We start from the raw sequence: 16,220 nt of genomic DNA, 5'->3' as shown, positions 1-16,220 counted from the left end.
CGTAGGATGCACATCTCGGACCGTCGATGGGAGATCCTTTCCCGCTACAGTCGACTTCGTGAGCGGAGACCCTCACCGTGCATATCTTCTATTGATTGGAAGCTTCGACCTGATTTTCATTGGCACAGAAAGGGTCGCCAAGCACGTCACTACCCTGCACCGTCGATCTGACTGGGATCGATCGTTCTCGCGTTCCGAGGTCTATGAACGCGACGCGTTTCTCATTTTTCTCTACGAAGGCGGCATCTGCAGAATCAGCTACGACGGCCAACTGGCTTGGCACAGTCGGCTGTTTTGGGACGATCTGCTCGTGCGTGCGTCCGATAGTGAGTTCATCTTCGCGAATGAGCACGCCAACGACGGCAGAGAGTGGAGCATTGATCTCTCGGCTGGGCATCGAAGTTCCAATGCGCCTGCAGCGCCTTAGGCTTCCAAGCCCGGCGGCCAGTGAATTGGCGTGCGGTCACTTTGGCTGAAGGCAAAGGACCTACCAACCCCCGCGCTTCACCCACTCCTCGAGCATCGCCATGCGGTCGGTGCCCCAGAAGGACTCTCCGTCGACGATGAAGAAGGGCGAACCGAACGCGCCCTTGCCGATGATCTTCTCGACTTCCTGCTTCGCTCGATCCTTCACCGCAGGATCATTCAGCGCGGCGGCAAGCGCATCGCTGTCCACGCCGAGCGACTTCGCGATGGGCACCACGACGTCGGCGGCGCTGATGTCCTGGCCGTCCACGAAGTAGGCCTTGTACACGGCCTTCGCGAACGCTTTCGCCTTCGCCGGATCGAGATCGTTGATCCAGTAGAAGGACCGCAGCGCCGCGATGGCGCCGATCGGAAACTTCGCTGGAAGTGAAAACGGCACGCCGTAGTAGCGTGCCGTGCGGACAAAGTCGTGCTTCGAGTAATCGCCCTTCATCGGGACATCGACGAGGGGCGCCATGCCGTTGGCCTTGAAGACCGGGCCCAGCAGGAACGGGCGCCAGGTGACTTCGCGGCCGACGCGCTTGCCGAGGTCATCGGCAAGCGTGCTGGCGACATAACCGTAGGGCGACGAGAAATCGAAGTAGAACTCGATCGGCGCGCCCACGGCTTACACCGTCGTGTTGTCGACGGGCTTCTCGGCTCCGGCCGCCGTCTCGACGATCTGCAGCGGCTCGTTCTCGACCGAGACCGAACGGCGGCGACGCGGCTTCGTGCGGCGCGGCGCTTCGTCCTCGACGACAACGGGTGCCACCGGTACGTCGGCACCGGTTTCCACGAGCTGCAGCGGCTCCGCGGCTTGCGACGCGGATTCGTTGCGGCGCTTGCGCACCGGCTTGTGGGCGTCGCCTTCGTCCTCGTGTTGGCTCACCGGGGAGTACGAGCCGATGGGCGTGGGCGACGAGTAGGCGAGGGTGGTTTGCGTGGGTGCGGGCGCAGACGGCGCGGCCACGGGTGCGGCGGCCTCGGCCGGCGCCGCGGACTGCGGTGCGGGCTCGTCGAAGTCGTCGAACGACGGCGTGCGCTCGCGGCGCTGCGACGTCTCTTCCGTGGAACGCTCGGGGCGCGGCGCACGTTCGGCACGCGGAGCGCGCTCCTCGCGGGGCGCACGCTCTTCGCGCGGCGGACGGGACTCGCGTTGCTCCGGAGCGGCTTGCTGCTCCGAAGGTGCGTGATCGTCCTGGTGATCGTGCGAATGATCGGCGTGATCGTGATCGGGGTGCTCGGCGTGATGCTGGACTTCGCCACCGTCGGTCATCGGGGCCTGGCCCTCGACACCGGCGGCCTGGCCGTCACGCTGCGGACGATCGCCACGCTCTCCACCGCGGCCACCGCGGCCACGACGGCGACGGCGTCCACCGCGCTCGCCATCCTCACCGACGACTTCCTCGGCGGGGCGGGCTTCGAGACTCGGCGGGCCATCGGTGCGGGGCTCGCTACGCGGCGGGCGTTGCTCCTGGCCCTCGCGCTGCTCACGCGGCTCGCGGGCTTCACGCGGCTCGCGGGCTTCACGCGGTTCGCGCTGTTCCTTCGGCTCACGCGGGTCACGCGGCTCGCGGGCTTCGCGCGGCTCGCGTTGCTCCCTCGGCTCACGGGCCTCGCGCGGCTCACGAGCCTCACGCGGCGGTTGACCTTCACGCGGCGGTTGACCCTCGCGGGCCGGTTCGTCGCGGCGCGGCTCGCGGCCTTCGCCACGCGCCTCGTCACGGCGGCCGCCGCGTTGTCCCTCACGATTGCCGTCGCGATTTCCATCGCGGTTGCCGTCGCGTTGACCCTGGCCTTCACGCTTCTCACCGTCGCGGCCCTGGCGCTGGCGATCACCACCGCCACTGCCACCGCCACCACCACCGCGTCCGTCACGGCGGCCTTCGCCTTCACCACGGCCACCGCCACGGCGTCCGTCGCGATTTCCATCGCTGCGTCCACTGCCACCGCGGCCATCGCGGCGGCCTTTGCCGTCACGATTGCCCTCGCGAGCTTTGCGGTCCTCGATCGCGGCGACCGGCGCGGGAATTGCGGCCGGCTCCGAAGGCTTCTTGAACCAGCCGAACAAACGATCGAGCAGCCCCGGCTCTTGCGAGACGGGAGCGGCGGCCGGCGCGGCGCGCACAGCCATCGGCTGCGGTGCGACCGACGTCGGTGTGATCGGGGCGGGTTGGTCGGGCGTGATGCCCTTCACCAGCGGCTCGGGGCGCGCGGCGACGGGCTCTTTCGAGCGCGCGGCGGCCTTGGCATCTTCGTCCTCGGCCGGAGCGACCGCCATCTCGTAGCTCGGCGTATCCGAATCGAGGAGCGGCGAGTCGTGGCGCAGGCGCTCGACCTGGTAGTTCGGCGTCTCGAGGTGCGGGTTCGGGATCAGCAGCACGTTCACCTTGAAGCGCGTCTCGAGCTTGAAGATCTCGCTGCGCTTCTCGTTCAGCAGGTACGTCGCGACATCCACCGGAACCTGCGCGTGGATGGCGGCGGTGCTTTCCTTCATCGCCTCTTCCTGCAGGATGCGCAGGACGTGGAGCGCGGTGGAGGCCGTGTCGCGGATGAAACCCGTGCCATGGCAGCGCGGGCAGGGCGTGTGCGTCGTCTCTTCCAGCGAGGGCTGCAGGCGCTGGCGGGAGAGCTCGAGCAGGCCGAAGCGCGAGATCTTGCCGATCTGCACGCGGGCACGGTCGTGGCGCAGAGCGTCGCGCAGGCGGTTTTCCACCTCGCGCTGGTTCTTGGCGCTCTCCATGTCGATGAAGTCGATGACGATCAGGCCACCCAAGTCACGCAGGCGCAATTGGCGGGCGACTTCATCGGCGGCTTCGCAGTTCGTGTTGAACGCGGTCTGCTCGATGTCGTGGCCGCGCGTGGCGCGGGCGCTGTTCACGTCCACTGAGACCAGGGCTTCCGTGTGGTCGATGACGATCGCGCCGCCGGAAGGCAGCGTCACGTTCCGGTGGTAGGCGCTCTCGATCTGGTGCTCGATCTGGAAGCGCGAGAAGAGCGGGACGTCATCCTTGTACAGCTTCACCTTGTTCACGTTGGCCGGCATCACCGTGCTCATGAACGAAAGGGCCTGGTCGTAGATGTGCGGCGTGTCGACGAGGATCTCGCCGATCTCCGGCTGGAAGAGGTCGCGGATGGCGCGCACGACGAGGGACGACTCGAGGTAGATCAGGCACGGGCCTTTTTCTTCCTCGGCGGCTTTCTCGATCGCGCCCCAGAGCTGGTTCAGGTAGTTCAGGTCCCACTGCATCTCCTCGGCGCTGCGGCCGATGCCGGCGGTGCGCGCGATGAGGCTCATGCCTTCGGGGACTTCGAGCTGGTCCATCACTTCACGCAGCTCGTTGCGGTCTTCACCCTCGATGCGGCGCGAGACGCCGCCGCCGCGCGGGTTGTTCGGCATGAGGACCAGGTAGCGGCCGGCGAGCGAGATGTAGGTCGTGAGGGCGGCGCCCTTGTTGCCGCGCTCGTCCTTGTCCACCTGGACGATGAGGTCCTGGCCCACGCGCAGGTGGGTGGCCATCTTCGAGCGGCCGAACTCGCCGTCGTCGTTGACCATGAACTGCTTGGAGATTTCCTTGAAGGGGAGGAACCCGTGCCGGTCGGAGCCGTAGTCGATGAAGACCGCTTCGAGGGAAGGTTCGACTCGGGTGATGAGACCCTTGTAGATGTTGCTCTTGCGTTGCTCTTTGCCGGTGGTTTCGATGTCGAGGTCTACGAGCTTCTGACCGTCGACGATGGCGACACGGAGCTCTTCGGCTTGTGTCGCATTGAACAGCATGCGTTTCATTTTCTTCTATCTCCCGCGCTCGATGACACGGAAGAGGGTCCCGCCTCAGGCGGAGCCCGGGGGGACGAAACTACTTCAGAAGTCGGCTGGGTGAAGCGTCACGTGTTTTGACGTGTAAGTGGGCGAGTTCTGGTTTTCGTCGAGGTTGCTGCGGAGGCCCTAGGGCCCTGAGGGCAACAACCGGAATCGGTGCGTCGAGCGCGAATTGCTTCGTTATCCATCGCTGGCTTGGTCGGGCAGGTGAGCGAAGTTAACCTGCTTGGGGCCCGTTTCGTGGCACCCGGGGGGTGACTGGCAAGGTGTCCAACCAGTTGCTGGACTGCCTTGGAAATCAACCAGATAGTAGTATACGCACGATGGCTGTCGATGGCAAAGCGGGCGCTAGAGCCCCGGTTGGCGCGCCCGCGGTGCGCTGGATCGAGGTGGCTCCCGAAGAGGCCGGGCAGCGGCTCGACAACTATCTTCTCGCGCGCCTGAAGGGCGTTCCCAAGAGCCACATCTACCGCGTGATCCGGGGCGGCGAGGTGCGCGTGAACAGCAAGCGCATCGATGCCTCCTACCGCGTCGAAGGCGGGGACCGCATTCGCATCCCCCCCATTCGCGTGGCTGAACGCGAGGATGTCACCCCCGCACCGCATTTCAAGATGCCGATCGTCTTCGAGGACGACGCGCTCCTCGCGATCGACAAGCCCGCGGGCCTCGCCGTGCATGGCGGCAGCGGCGTCGCGCATGGGGTGATCGAGTCGATGCGTTCGATGCGGCCCGAAGCGAAGTACCTCGAGCTGGTGCATCGCCTCGATCGCGAAACCTCGGGCGTGCTGCTCATCGCCAAGAAACGGAGCGCGCTCACGGCGCTCCACGAGATGCTGCGCGGTCGCGACATGGACAAGCGCTATCTCGCCGGCGTGGCGGGGCGTTTCCGCAACGAATTGCAGCGCGTGAAGCTGGCCCTTGCCGAGCGCCGCGGCCCGGAAGGCGAGAAGCGCGTGGTCGTCTCGGACGACGGCCAGGCCTCCGAGACCGTTTTCCGCCTCGTGGGCCGCACCGACGAGTACAGCCTCCTCGAAGCGGAGCTGCTCACCGGACGCACGCACCAGATCCGGGTCCACGCGGCGTCGATGAAGCACCCGATCCTCGGCGACGACCGCTACGGCAACTTCGAGCTCAACAAGGCGCTGCGCAAAAACGGCCTGAAGCGCATGTTCCTGCACGCCGCGAAGCTCTCCTTCACCCACCCGCTCACGGGCGAGGCGCTCTCGATCGAGGCGCCGCTCCCCCGCGAGCTCGACGCCTTCTGGAAGAAATGTACGAGCTGATTGTTTTCGACTGGGATGGCACGTTGATGGACTCCACCGCGCTCATCGCCGGCAGCCTGCAGAGTGCTTGCCGCGACATCGGCGTGGCCGTGCCGAGCGACGAGGACGCGCGCTACGTGATCGGCTTGAGCCTCGCGGATACGCTGACCCACGTCGCCCCCGGGCTGGATGCCGAGCGGGCGCAGAAGCTCGCCGAGCGCTATCGCTTCCATTTCCTGGCGAAGGACGAATCGCCCCTGTTCGAGGGGATCCCGGAGCTCCTCACCGAGCTGCGCGGCAACGGCAAGCGGCTCGCGGTGGCTACGGGCAAGGCGCGTCGAGGGCTCCAGCGAGCGCTCGACATGACCGGCCTGGGACCGATGTTCGAGTTCACGCGCTGCGCCGACGAAGGCTTCGCCAAGCCTCATCCCGGAATGCTGCACGCCATCCTCGACTACACCGGCGTCGAAGCGGCCAACGCCGTGATGGTGGGCGACACTACGCACGACCTCCTGCTCGCCGCGAACGCCGGCATGGACGCCATCGCCGTCCTCTATGGCGCCCATCACCCGGAGCTGCTGGATACGCACGGGGCCGTCGCGCGTTGTGCGAGCGTCGCGGAGCTGAGGCAATGCCTGACCGCCGCCTGATCTGCCCCTCGGCCGAGCTGCTCGAGGGCGGGAAGGGCGTGCGTTTCGCCCTCCAACCCGGGGCGCCGGACGAGCGCGGCTTCGTTGTGCGCTATGACGGTGCGCCGCGTGCCTACGTCAACGTCTGCCCGCACGCGGGGACCGAATTGGACTGGCAGCCGGGGGAGTTCTTCGAGGAGGCCGGGTTATACTTGGTGTGTTCGACGCATGGCGCATTGTTCGATCCCGGTTCGGGCCTCTGCATCGCGGGCCCTTGCAAGGGAGAGTGCCTGGAGCCGATTCGCGTCGAGGAGCACGACGGCCACGTGATCATCCCCGGAACGACGCCATGACCGAATCCCCGCCCCCCGCCTGGGAGCGCGCGGTGCTCGAAAAGCTCGCACTCAAGTCGCTCGAAGAACAGCGCCGCGCCCGCCAATGGAGCGCGCTCTTCAAGCTCATCTGGTTCGGCTTCGCCTTCCTCGTCTTCGCGGCGCTGATGGGCTGGATCGGCCGCTCGTCGGACGGCGACAAGGCCAGCATCGGCCGCCACACCGCGCTGATCGACCTGAAGGGCGTGATCGGCGTCGAGGCCAAGGCCTCGGCCGACAAGATGATCCCGGCGCTGAACCAGGCGTTCAAGGACAAGAACACGCAGGGCGTGGTGCTGCGCATCAACAGCCCCGGCGGCAGCCCGGTGCAGTCCGGCTACATCAACGACGAGATCAAGCGCCTGCGCGCCAAGTACCCGTCGATTCCTCTTTATGTCGTGGTGCAGGACCTCTGCGCATCGGGTGGCTATTACGTTGCGGTCGCCGCGGACAAGATCTACGTCGACAAGGCGAGCCTCGTGGGCTCCATCGGCGTGATCATGAGCGGCTTCGGCTTCACCGGCACGATGGAGAAGCTCGGCATCGAGCGCCGCGCCTACACGGCCGGCGAGAACAAGGACTTCCTCGATCCCTTCCAGCCCGAGAACCCGAAGCAGAAGGAATTCGCGAAGCAGATGCTCTCGGAGATCCACCAGCAATTCATCGACACGGTGAAGGCCGGCCGCGGCAAGCGCCTGAAGGAGACGCCCGACATGTTCTCGGGCCTCATCTGGACGGGTGCGCGCAGCGTCGAGCTGGGCCTGGCCGACGAGCTGGGCAGCCTCGACTACGTGGCGCGCGAGGTGATCAAGGCCGAGCGCGTCGTGGACTTCACGCCCGACGAGAACTACCTCGAGCAATTCTCGAAGCGCCTGGGCGCGGAGACCGGGGCGGCCTTCGCCAAGGGATTCGCGGCATCGCTCTCGCGCGGCACGTCCGTCGGCGAGCACTGAGGCCGTGGCGAACGGCCTCTCGCCGGAATCCTCCGGCGCGTCCAGTGGACTCGACATCGACCTCGAGCTCGCCCGCGAGGCCCTCGACCGCACTCCGGTCGGCCTGGTGCTGGATAACCTCGACGGAATCTGCGTCCTCGCCAACCGCACGTTCTGCGAGCTGGTCGACTATCCGGCGCAGGCCCTGCGCGGCCTTTCCTTCCGCGCGATCACGCACCCCGAGGACATCGACCGCGACGAAGCGGCGCTGAACCGCCTCACCGCGCACGGCGAGATTCCCGGTTCGGTCGAGAAGCGCTTCGTCCGGCCCGACGGCAGCATCGTCTGGGTCCAGCGCAGCACGTCGCTCATCCGCGGCGTCGGGGGCGAGGTGCGCTTCATGGTGAGCGCGTTCGTGGATCTCACCGAGCGCCGCGCCAAGGACCGCGCGATCTACCAGATGAACGAGTTCCTCACCGCCGTGGTGGAGAACTCCCCGGTCGCCATCTTCACGACCGATCCCGAAGGCCGCATCACGTTCTGGAATCCCGCCGCCGAGCGCACGTTCGGCTACAAGCGCGAGGAAGCGATGGGCCAGAGCGCGCCCTTCGTTCCGGACGCCAAGCGCGAGGAGGCCCACACGCTTCGCCAGCGCGTGCTGGGTGGCGAGGTGCTGACCGGGCTCGAGCTCGAGCGCCAGCGCGTGGACGGATCGACGATCTACATCAACGGCGCCGCGGCACCGCTTCGCGACGAGAACGACCGCGTCACGGGCCTCCTCGTCGCCTGCATCGACACCACCGAGGCCAAGCTCACCGAGCGCGAGCTGGGCCGGCAGCTCCACTTCACGCGCGCCATGATCGACGCCATCCCGAGCCCGGTCTACTTCAAGGACCGCGAGGGCCGCTACAAGGTCTACAACCGCGCGTGGGACGACCTCTTCGGCGGCGGCCAGAGCTGGATCGGCCGCACCGTGTTCGACATGTTCGAGCGCGAGCTGGCCGACGTGCACCACGACCGCGACAAGACCCTGTACGACAAGCCGGCCTCGACCAGCTACGAAGCGAAAGTGCCCACGGCCGCGGGCGGCGAGCTCGAGATGCTCTACAACAAGGTGAGCTTCGTCGAGCGCAGCGGCGAGGTCGCGGGCCTGATCGGCGTGATCACCGACGTCACGCGCTACAAGGAGGCGGAGCGGGCGCTCGAGGCGAGCGAGGCGCGCTTCCGCGTGCTGACCGAGAGCGCGCTGGACCTGATCTCGGTGCTCACCGAGGACGGCATCATCACCTACCAGAGCCCGTCGCTGAAGCACCTCATCGGCTTCGAGCCGGCCGAGACCATCGGCAAGAGCGTCTTCGATCTCGTGCACCACGACGATGCCGAGCATGTCCGCGCCGCGTTCAAGCGCATCCTCGAGATGTCCCAGTCGCGCGAGCCGATCGAATACCGCGTGCGCCACAAGGACGGGATGTGGCGCACGTTCGAGTCGCTCGGCACCAACACCATCTCCAACCCGCACATCGGCGGCGTGGTCTTCAATTCACGCGACATCACCGACCGCAAGGTGATCCAGCAGCGCATCCAGCACCTGGCGTACCACGACAACCTCACCGGGCTGCCGAACCGCTCGCTGCTGCAGGACCGCCTCGCGCACTCCATCGCGCGCGGGGAGCGCTCGGGCAAGAAGGTCGCGGTGCTCTTCATCGACCTCGACAACTTCAAGAACATCAACGATACGCTCGGCCACGACGTCGGCGACGAGCTGCTGCGCCAGGTGTCGCGCCGGCTCTCGGACTGCGTCCGCGTCGAGGACACGATCGCGCGCCAGGGCGGTGACGAGTTCATCGTGCTGCTGGATAGCCTGGAGGACGGGCGTGGCGCCTCGGTCGTGGCGCAGAAGATCCTCAATTCGCTGCGGCTGCCGTTCCTGCTCGGCGCGACCGAGCAGCACGTCTCGGGCTCCGTGGGCATCGCGCTCTATCCCGAGGACGGCCGCGACGCCCAGACGCTCATGAAGAACGCCGACACCGCCATGTTCCACGGCAAGGGCCTCGGCAAGAACACTTACCAGTACTTCACCGCGCAGATGAATATCGCAGTGAAGAGGCGAATGACTCTGGAATCGGCGCTGCGCCGGGCCGTGATGCAGAAGGATTTCCTGCTGCACTACCAGCCGCAGATCAACCTCGAGACCGGGGAAGTGATCGCGGTCGAGGCGCTGGTGCGCTGGAAGACGGAGGACAGCGGCACCGTGATGCCGGGCGATTTCATCCCGCTCGCCGAGGAGACAGGTCTCATCAACGAGATCGGCGAATGGGTGCTGCGTGAAGGCTGCCGCCAGGCGAAGGAATGGCAGGTGGCCGGGCTCACGCCGCGGCGCATGGCGATCAACCTCTCCGCTCGCCAGTTCGCCGACAAGGCCTTCCTCGACATGGTGACGCGCGTGCTCGCCGAGACCGGCCTGGCACCCGAGTACCTCGAGCTGGAGATCACCGAGAGCCAGGTGATGCGCCAGACCGACGGCATGATCATGCTGCTGAACCGCCTCTCGGAGATGGGCATCCATCTCGCGATCGACGACTTCGGCACGGGCTACTCGAGCCTTTCGTATCTCAAGCGGCTGCCGATTCAGAAGTTGAAGATCGACCAGTCCTTCATCCGCGACATCACCGTCGACCCGAACGACACGGCCATCGTCGTGGCGATCATCAACATGGCGAAGAGCCTGGACCTGGACACGATCGCCGAGGGCGTGGAGACGGCGGGCCAGCTGGCGCTGCTGCGCTCGAAGGGTTGCCGCGTGGGGCAGGGGTTCTATTTCTCCGCACCCATGAGTGCCGAGGCGCTCTACCCGCTGCTGAAGCAGAATAATTTGTACCTGCAGTCGCGCGCCCGCTAGGACGCGCACGCCTCAGCGGCGCCGCGCCGCTCCCGCATGCAGCAGGAAAATCGCCGGGCGCTTGCCGATCTCAGGCACCGACCTGCGCCAGTCGGCGATGGTCTTCATGCGGATCCACTCCTTCGCACCCGTCACGTCCGCGGCGATCGCGAGCCGCGTCGCCGGCTGGCAGGTCTTCAGCAGGTCGGCCAGCATCGCGTCGTTGCGATAGGGCGTCTCGATGAAGACCTGCGTCTCGTCTTCCATCGTCGAGCGCCGCTCGATGGTCGCAATGCGCTCCACGCGATCGCGCGGTTCCTGCGGCAGGTAGCCCACGAAGCGGAAGCGCTGCCCTTCGAGGCCCGAGGCCGCGAGGGCCAGCAGGATGGAGGAGGGGCCGACGAGCGGCACCACGCCGATATCCTCGGCGTGGGCCAGTGCCACGAGGCGTGCTCCGGGATCCGCGACGGCGGGCATGCCGGCTTCGGAGAGCAGACCCAGGTCGCGACCTTCGCGCGCGGGAGCGAGCAGTGGCGCGATCGCGGCGTCCGGCGTGTGCTCGTTCAGCTCGGCCATCGCGATCTCGCGCATCGGCACGGGGTGCTTGCACGCGGCGAGGAACTGCCGCGCGGTCTTCGCATCCTCGACGACGAAGTCGCGAATCGTGCGGATGCGATCGAGCACGCCCGCGGGAAGAACGCTTTCGACGGGCACGTCCTCCGCGATCCACGATGCGATCAGCACGAGCGGCCCGGCCATCAGGGCACCGCGATGCCTTCGGAGCGCAGCATCTCCGAGAGCGCGATGAGGGGAAGGCCGACCAGCGCCGTCGGATCGTCGCCGCCCTGGCGCGAGAGCAGCGAAATGCCCAGCGCCTCGCTCTTGGCGCTCCCGGCGCAGTCGAACGCCGGCTCGCGGTCGAGGTAGCGCTCGATCTCGGCATCCTCCAGCGGGCGGAATTCCACGGGGGTCGTCACGAGCCGCTCCTGCGCGCGTTGCGTCGCGGCATTCAACAAGCAGAGGGCCGTATGGAAGTGCACCGTGCGGCCGCGCATCGAGCGCAGCTGCGCCACGGCGTTCTCGCGATTGCCCGGCTTGCCGAGCGGCAGGCCGTCCAGCTCGGCCACCTGGTCGGACCCGATCACCAGCGACTGCGGGTGGGCAGCTCCACCGGCATTGGCCTTGGAGCGTGCGAGGCGAATCGCGGTCTCACGGGGAGATTCGCCGGGAAGGGCTTTCTCGTCGACATCGGGCGACCAGCTTTGAAACGGCAGCCCGAGACGTCCGAGGAGCTCGCGGCGATAGGCGGAACCGGAGGCGAGGATGATGGAAAAGGCTTTCACAATCAGTATGTTATAGATGCCGACGACGGAAAGCCTATCATGGCGCCCCATGCGTGACGAGGACAGGATCGACCCCACCACCTTCGCGACCAAACCGAAGGTCTGGAAGGGGGTGCTGAAGCCCGGCGAACTTCCCCGGGTCGCCGATCTCGTGGCGAGCCCGGAAGGCGAGTTGCGCTACGAGGTTTCGGGCTTCCTGGACAAGCAGCGCCGGAAGCTTGTCTCGTGTATAATCAAGGGCTTCGCTCAACTTACGTGCCGGGTTTCGATGGAAGACTTCCGGTACGACATCGACGTGGAAGACCGGCTGGTGCTGGTGGACGATGAGTCCGCCCTTCCGCCGATCGAGATGGAGTCCGAGGAAGAGGATTTCGTGGTCGCGGAGGTTCCCCTGGACGTCCGCAACCTGGTTGAAGACGCGGTGATCCTGGCCCTGCCGATGATCCCGCGCAAACCCGGAATCGAGGAGGTCCCGAAGGTGGACGACAAGCCGCCGCGGGAATCGCCCTTCGCCGCCTTGAAGCGGCCGAAGTGAACAAACGCAGCATTTACTGGAGAACATCATGGCCGTCCAACAAAACAAGAAGTCGCCGTCGAAGCGCGGCATGCACCGCGCGCACGACCACCTCAGCAAGCCCCCGGTCGCCGTCGAGCCCACCACGGGCGAGACGCACCTGCGCCACCACATCTCGCCGTCGGGCGTTTACCGCGGCAAGAAGGTCATCCAGACCAAGGACTGACGTTTCGTCCCGCGGCCGCCTTCATCGGTGGCCGACTCGATGAACACCGTCATCGCCGTCGACGCGATGGGCGGTGACCACGGTCCCGCGGTCACCGTCCCCGCCTGCCTCGACTTCCTCGCCGCGGATCCCGCTGCGCATCTCCTGCTGGTGGGGCTCGCGGAGCCGCTCCGGCGCGAGCTCGCTCGCCATCGCGCGTCCGAGAACGACCGGCTGCAGATCGTCGTGGCCACCCAGGTCGTGGGCATGGATGAAGACGTGCGCAGCGCCATCCGCACGAAGAAGGATTCGTCGATGCGCGTGGCCATCGACCTCGTGAAGGAAGGCCGGGCGCAGGCCTGCGTCTCCGCGGGCAACACCGGGGCGCTGATGGGCACGGCCAAGTTCGTGCTGAAGACGCTCCCCGGCATCGAGCGTCCCGCGATCTGCGCGGTGCTCCCCACGCGCTCGGGCCAGGTCTACGCGCTCGACCTCGGTGCCAACGCCGATTGCACGCCCGAGCAGCTCCTCCAGTTCGCGATCATGGGCTCGACGCTCGTCGCCGCCGTCGAAGGCAAGGCGCGTCCCACCGTGGGCCTGCTCAACATCGGCTCCGAAGAGATCAAGGGCAACACGGTCGTGAAGGAAGCCGGCGAGTTGCTGAAGAAGAGCCCGCTCAACTTCTACGGCAACGTCGAGGGCAACGACATCTACAAGGGCACCACGGACGTCGTCGTGTGCGATGGCTTCGTGGGCAACGTCTTCCTCAAGACCTCCGAGGGACTCGCCAAGATGATGGGCGACTTCCTGAAGGAGGAGTACACGCGCGGCGTCCTCTCGAAGCTCGCCGCCGCGGTCTCCTACGGCGTCATCAAGCGCTTCCGCCGCCGCCTCGACCATCGCCGCTACAACGGCGCCGCCTTGCTGGGCCTGCGCGGCATCGTGGTGAAGAGCCACGGATCGGCCGATCGCCTGGCGTTTCGCACTGCGCTCGCGCGCGCCGCCTCCGAGATCACGCACGGCGTGAACGACCGCATCGGCCAGGAGATCACGCGCCTGCACGAGCTGGGACTGCTCGCGGCAAAGCCCGCCGAGGCTGCGAAGCCCGCCGACGAGGCCGCCGCATGACCTTTTCGCGCATCACCGGCACCGGCTCGTACCTGCCCGCGAACGTCGTCTCGAACGACGAGCTGTCGAAGATCGTCGAGACCAGCAACGAGTGGATCGTCGAGCGCACCGGCATCCGCCAGCGGCACATCGCGGCCGAGGGCGAGTGCACCAGCGATCTCGCGCTTCACGCCTGCCGCAACGCGCTCGCGGCCGCGGGCCGCACGCCCGAGGACGTCGACCTCATCATCCTCGCCACGTCCACGCCGGACATGGTGTTCCCGTCGTCCGCGTGCCTGCTGCAGGCGAAGCTGGGCGTCACGAAGGGCGCCGCGTTCGACGTGCAGGCCGTGTGCTCGGGCTTCGTCTACGCGCTCGCCACGGCCGATCTCTTCATCAAGTCCGGTGCGCACAAATGCGCGCTGGTCGTGGGCGCGGAAGTTTTCTCGCGCATCCTCGATTGGAAAGACCGCGGCACCTGCGTGCTCTTCGGCGATGGCGCGGGCGCGATCGTGCTCGAGGCCTCCGACAAGCCCGGCATCCTCGCCTCCGAGCTGCATGCCGACGGCCGCCACGCGAAGATCCTCAACACGCCCGGCCACGTCGACCGCGGCTGCATCACCGGCGACCCGACGCTCAAGATGGACGGCCAGGCCGTGTTCAAGCTCGCGGTGCGCGTGCTGGAGCAAAGTGCCCGCAGCACGCTCGCGGGGCAGGGCTTCGCGGTCGCCGATCTCGACGCGTACATCGCGCACCAGGCCAATGTCCGCATCATCTCGTTCGTCGGCAAGAAGCTCGGCCTCGCCGAGGACAAATGCATCATCACCGTCGACCGGCACGCCAACACGTCGGCCGCCTCCATTCCGCTCGCCCTGGACGTCGCCGCGCGCGACGGCCGCGTGAAGCCCGGCCACCTCGTCCTGCTGCAGGGCGTGGGCGGTGGGTTCACCTGGGGCTCCGTCCTCCTCCGTTATTGATCCCCTCATGACCCTCGCCATCCTCTTTCCCGGACAAGGCTCCCAATCGCTCGGCATGATGCAGGGCTTCGCCGATCTTCCCGTGGTCGAGAAGACGTTTCGCGAGGCGTCCGCGCTCGTGGACGTCGACTACTGGAAGATGGTCACCGAGGGGCCGGCCGAAGCGCTGAACCAGACCGTCAACACGCAGCCCGTGATGCTGATCGCCGGCGTGGCGTGCTGGCGTGCCTGGCGCGAGAAGGGCGGCGCGATGCCCGCGTACTTCGCCGGGCACAGCCTCGGTGAATACACCGCACTGGTCGCTTCCGGCGTGCTGAAATTCGAAGACGCCGTGCCGCTCGTGCGCTTCCGTGCGCAGTCCATGCAGGAAGCCGTACCCGAAGGCACCGGCGGTATCGCCGCGATCCTCGGTCTCGACGAGCCCGCCATCCGCGAGGTGTGCGCCGCCGCCGCGCAAGGCGAAGTGCTCGAGCCCGCGAACCTGAATTCCCCCGGGCAGATCGTGATCGCCGGCCATCGCACCGCGGTGGAGCGTGGCATGGCCGCGGCGAAGGAGAAGGGTGCCAAGAGGGCCGTGATGCTGCCGATGAGCGCGCCGTCGCACTGCAGCCTCATGAAGCCGGCCGCCGATCGGCTGGCCGAGCGCCTCGCCGCGCTGCCGATGGGCAAGCCGCAGGTCCCGGTCGTGCAGAACCGCGACGTGCAGGCCTTCGACGACCCCACGCGGATCCGCCAGGCCCTCGTCGAGCAACTCTATAACCCCGTGCGCTGGATCGAAACGGTGCAGTTCCTCGCGAGCCATGGCGTCACGCGCATGGTCGAGTGCGGGCCGGGCAAGGTGCTCACCGGGCTCTCCAAGCGCATCGCGGGAGACGCCGAAGTCATCGCCATCAACGATACGGCCGCGCTCACCGCGGCCGCCACCCAGGGTTAGAACGCATGCTCAACGGACAAGTCGCGATCGTCACCGGCGCCAGCCGCGGCATCGGCGAAGGCATCCTCCACGCACTCTCGAAGGCCGGGGCCATCGTCATCGGCACCTCGACCTCGGAGAAGGGCGCGGAAGGAATTGCAAAGTGGCTCGCCGACGCCGGCGCCAAGGGCACGGGCAAGGTGCTGGACGTGCGCGATTCGGCCGCTTGCGCGGCGTTCGCCGACGCGGTGGCCGCGGAATTCGGTCCGGTCGGGATCCTGGTCAACAACGCCGGCATCACGAAGGACAATCTCCTCGCCCGCATGAAGGACGAGGAGTGGGACGACGTACAGGCCACCAACCTGAAGAGCGTCTTCACGCTCTCGCGCGCGGTCCTGCGCGGGATGATGAAGGCACGGACGGGGCGCATCGTGAACGTGACCTCCGTCGTGGGCCACATGGGCAATGCGGGCCAGGCCAACTACGCGGCCTCGAAAGCGGGCACCATCGGCTTCACGAAGTCGCTCGCGCGCGAGGTCGGCAGCCGGAACATCACGGTGAACTGCGTGGCGCCCGGCTTCATCGACACGGACATGACGCGCGCGCTGGGCGAAGACCAGGCCAGGAAACTGGTGGAAAACGTCCCGCTGGGACGCCTGGGGCGCGTGGATGACGTTGCGCAGGCCGTATTGTTTCTCTGCTCGCCGAATGCAGGCTACGTGACCGGTTCCACGGTGCACGTGAATGGTGGGTTGTACATGGATTAGATGGTAGAATGTCGCGTTTTTTCGCACCTAAACAGAA

At 66.9% G+C, this 16,220-nt stretch carries 16 protein-coding genes; 12 read left to right on the top strand and 4 right to left on the bottom strand.

Annotated features, from left to right (window positions below; translation table 11 throughout):
* Positions 1 to 58 precede the first annotated feature (58 nt).
* A complete protein-coding gene (locus DSM104443_RS11160) occupies positions 59 to 427 on the top strand; it encodes a hypothetical protein (RefSeq protein ID WP_171092233.1) in 369 nt (122 codons plus the stop codon).
* Positions 428 to 487: 60 nt separating this feature from the next.
* Here DSM104443_RS11160 and DSM104443_RS11155 read toward each other — a convergent pair whose 3' ends face one another.
* Positions 488 to 1,090: a 2-hydroxychromene-2-carboxylate isomerase gene (locus DSM104443_RS11155; protein ID WP_171092231.1), complete on the bottom strand. Its 603-nt coding sequence runs from the start codon at positions 1,088 to 1,090 to the stop codon at positions 488 to 490.
* A gap of 3 nt (positions 1,091 to 1,093) precedes the next feature.
* On the bottom strand, positions 1,094 to 4,252 hold the full coding sequence (locus tag DSM104443_RS11150) for an Rne/Rng family ribonuclease (RefSeq protein ID WP_171092229.1): 3,159 nt from the start codon (positions 4,250 to 4,252) through the stop codon (positions 1,094 to 1,096).
* Positions 4,253 to 4,608: 356 nt separating this feature from the next.
* On the opposite strand from DSM104443_RS11150, the gene DSM104443_RS11145 reads away from it, so the two are divergent.
* The 5 genes from DSM104443_RS11145 to DSM104443_RS11125 are packed head-to-tail and all read left to right on the top strand — an operon-like array spanning position 4,609 to position 10,378.
* The gene (locus tag DSM104443_RS11145; RefSeq protein WP_171092227.1) at positions 4,609 to 5,568 is read left to right on the top strand and encodes an RluA family pseudouridine synthase; all 960 of its coding nucleotides are present in this window, start codon (positions 4,609 to 4,611) and stop codon (positions 5,566 to 5,568) included.
* Positions 5,556 to 6,197, top strand: a complete 642-nt coding sequence (locus DSM104443_RS11140) for an HAD family hydrolase (protein ID WP_171092225.1) — start codon at positions 5,556 to 5,558, stop codon at positions 6,195 to 6,197. The genes DSM104443_RS11145 and DSM104443_RS11140 overlap by 13 nt, the downstream gene beginning before the upstream one ends.
* On the top strand, positions 6,179 to 6,529 hold the full coding sequence (locus DSM104443_RS11135) for a Rieske (2Fe-2S) protein (RefSeq protein ID WP_171092223.1): 351 nt from the start codon (positions 6,179 to 6,181) through the stop codon (positions 6,527 to 6,529). The genes DSM104443_RS11140 and DSM104443_RS11135 overlap by 19 nt, the downstream gene beginning before the upstream one ends.
* On the top strand, positions 6,526 to 7,500 hold the full coding sequence (locus DSM104443_RS11130) for a S49 family peptidase (RefSeq protein WP_171092220.1): 975 nt from the start codon (positions 6,526 to 6,528) through the stop codon (positions 7,498 to 7,500). Before DSM104443_RS11135 ends, DSM104443_RS11130 begins: the two co-directional genes overlap by 4 nt.
* Before the next feature lie 4 nt (positions 7,501 to 7,504).
* Positions 7,505 to 10,378, top strand: a complete 2,874-nt coding sequence (locus DSM104443_RS11125) for a sensor domain-containing protein (RefSeq protein WP_171092217.1) — start codon at positions 7,505 to 7,507, stop codon at positions 10,376 to 10,378.
* Positions 10,379 to 10,390: 12 nt separating this feature from the next.
* Here the strand turns inward: DSM104443_RS11125 and DSM104443_RS11120 are convergent, their stop codons facing one another.
* Both DSM104443_RS11120 and DSM104443_RS11115 read right to left on the bottom strand, forming a co-directional pair.
* On the bottom strand, positions 10,391 to 11,116 hold the full coding sequence (locus tag DSM104443_RS11120; RefSeq protein ID WP_171092215.1) for an SAM-dependent methyltransferase: 726 nt from the start codon (positions 11,114 to 11,116) through the stop codon (positions 10,391 to 10,393).
* Positions 11,116 to 11,700: a Maf family protein gene (locus DSM104443_RS11115; RefSeq protein ID WP_343034609.1), complete on the bottom strand. Its 585-nt coding sequence runs from the start codon at positions 11,698 to 11,700 to the stop codon at positions 11,116 to 11,118. Before DSM104443_RS11115 ends, DSM104443_RS11120 begins: the two co-directional genes overlap by 1 nt.
* 49 nt (positions 11,701 to 11,749) lie before the next feature.
* Between DSM104443_RS11115 and DSM104443_RS11110 the strand changes: the two genes are divergently transcribed.
* From DSM104443_RS11110 to fabG, 6 genes are read left to right on the top strand one after another with little or no spacing between them, the layout of a single operon-like run.
* Positions 11,750 to 12,235 carry a YceD family protein gene (locus DSM104443_RS11110; RefSeq protein WP_171092211.1) on the top strand — a complete coding sequence of 162 codons (486 nt, stop codon included), beginning with the start codon at positions 11,750 to 11,752 and terminating at the stop codon, positions 12,233 to 12,235.
* A gap of 28 nt (positions 12,236 to 12,263) precedes the next feature.
* The gene (gene rpmF / locus DSM104443_RS11105; RefSeq protein WP_171092208.1) at positions 12,264 to 12,440 is read left to right on the top strand and encodes a 50S ribosomal protein L32; all 177 of its coding nucleotides are present in this window, start codon (positions 12,264 to 12,266) and stop codon (positions 12,438 to 12,440) included.
* A 39-nt stretch (positions 12,441 to 12,479) separates the two neighbouring features.
* A complete protein-coding gene (plsX, locus tag DSM104443_RS11100; RefSeq protein ID WP_171092206.1) occupies positions 12,480 to 13,547 on the top strand; it encodes a phosphate acyltransferase PlsX in 1,068 nt (355 codons plus the stop codon).
* Positions 13,544 to 14,503, top strand: coding sequence for a beta-ketoacyl-ACP synthase III (locus tag DSM104443_RS11095; protein ID WP_171092204.1), 960 nt, complete (start codon positions 13,544 to 13,546; stop codon positions 14,501 to 14,503). The genes plsX and DSM104443_RS11095 overlap by 4 nt, the downstream gene beginning before the upstream one ends.
* Positions 14,504 to 14,510: 7 nt before the next feature.
* Entirely contained in the window at positions 14,511 to 15,437 is a 927-nt protein-coding gene (gene fabD / locus DSM104443_RS11090) for an ACP S-malonyltransferase (RefSeq protein WP_171092201.1), read from the top strand.
* 5 nt (positions 15,438 to 15,442) lie between these two features.
* Entirely contained in the window at positions 15,443 to 16,183 is a 741-nt protein-coding gene (fabG, locus tag DSM104443_RS11085) for a 3-oxoacyl-ACP reductase FabG (RefSeq protein ID WP_171092200.1), read from the top strand.
* Positions 16,184 to 16,220 lie beyond the last annotated feature (37 nt).

Origin of the sequence: Usitatibacter rugosus (genome assembly GCF_013003965.1) — a bacterium.
Lineage (GTDB): Bacteria > Pseudomonadota > Gammaproteobacteria > Burkholderiales > Usitatibacteraceae > Usitatibacter > Usitatibacter rugosus.
The sequence above is the reverse complement of the archived record's forward strand: the minus strand, read 5'-3'. Positions and strand labels throughout refer to the sequence as shown.

What these genes read in the sequence shown, in the direction of transcription:
- DSM104443_RS11150 (WP_171092229.1), bottom strand. Translation starts at nt 4,252, where the DNA reads ATGAAACGCATGCTGTTCAATGCGACACAAGCCGAAGAGCTCCGTGTC.
- DSM104443_RS11145 (WP_171092227.1), top strand. Translation starts at nt 4,609, where the DNA reads ATGGCTGTCGATGGCAAAGCGGGCGCTAGAGCCCCGGTTGGCGCGCCC.
- DSM104443_RS11140 (WP_171092225.1), top strand. Translation starts at nt 5,556, where the DNA reads ATGTACGAGCTGATTGTTTTCGACTGGGATGGCACGTTGATGGACTCC.
- DSM104443_RS11135 (WP_171092223.1), top strand. Translation starts at nt 6,179, where the DNA reads ATGCCTGACCGCCGCCTGATCTGCCCCTCGGCCGAGCTGCTCGAGGGC.
- DSM104443_RS11130 (WP_171092220.1), top strand. Translation starts at nt 6,526, where the DNA reads ATGACCGAATCCCCGCCCCCCGCCTGGGAGCGCGCGGTGCTCGAAAAG.
- DSM104443_RS11120 (WP_171092215.1), bottom strand. Translation starts at nt 11,116, where the DNA reads ATGGCCGGGCCGCTCGTGCTGATCGCATCGTGGATCGCGGAGGACGTG.
- DSM104443_RS11110 (WP_171092211.1), top strand. Translation starts at nt 11,750, where the DNA reads ATGCGTGACGAGGACAGGATCGACCCCACCACCTTCGCGACCAAACCG.
- rpmF (WP_171092208.1), top strand. Translation starts at nt 12,264, where the DNA reads ATGGCCGTCCAACAAAACAAGAAGTCGCCGTCGAAGCGCGGCATGCAC.
- plsX (WP_171092206.1), top strand. Translation starts at nt 12,480, where the DNA reads ATGAACACCGTCATCGCCGTCGACGCGATGGGCGGTGACCACGGTCCC.
- DSM104443_RS11095 (WP_171092204.1), top strand. Translation starts at nt 13,544, where the DNA reads ATGACCTTTTCGCGCATCACCGGCACCGGCTCGTACCTGCCCGCGAAC.
- fabD (WP_171092201.1), top strand. Translation starts at nt 14,511, where the DNA reads ATGACCCTCGCCATCCTCTTTCCCGGACAAGGCTCCCAATCGCTCGGC.
- fabG (WP_171092200.1), top strand. Translation starts at nt 15,443, where the DNA reads ATGCTCAACGGACAAGTCGCGATCGTCACCGGCGCCAGCCGCGGCATC.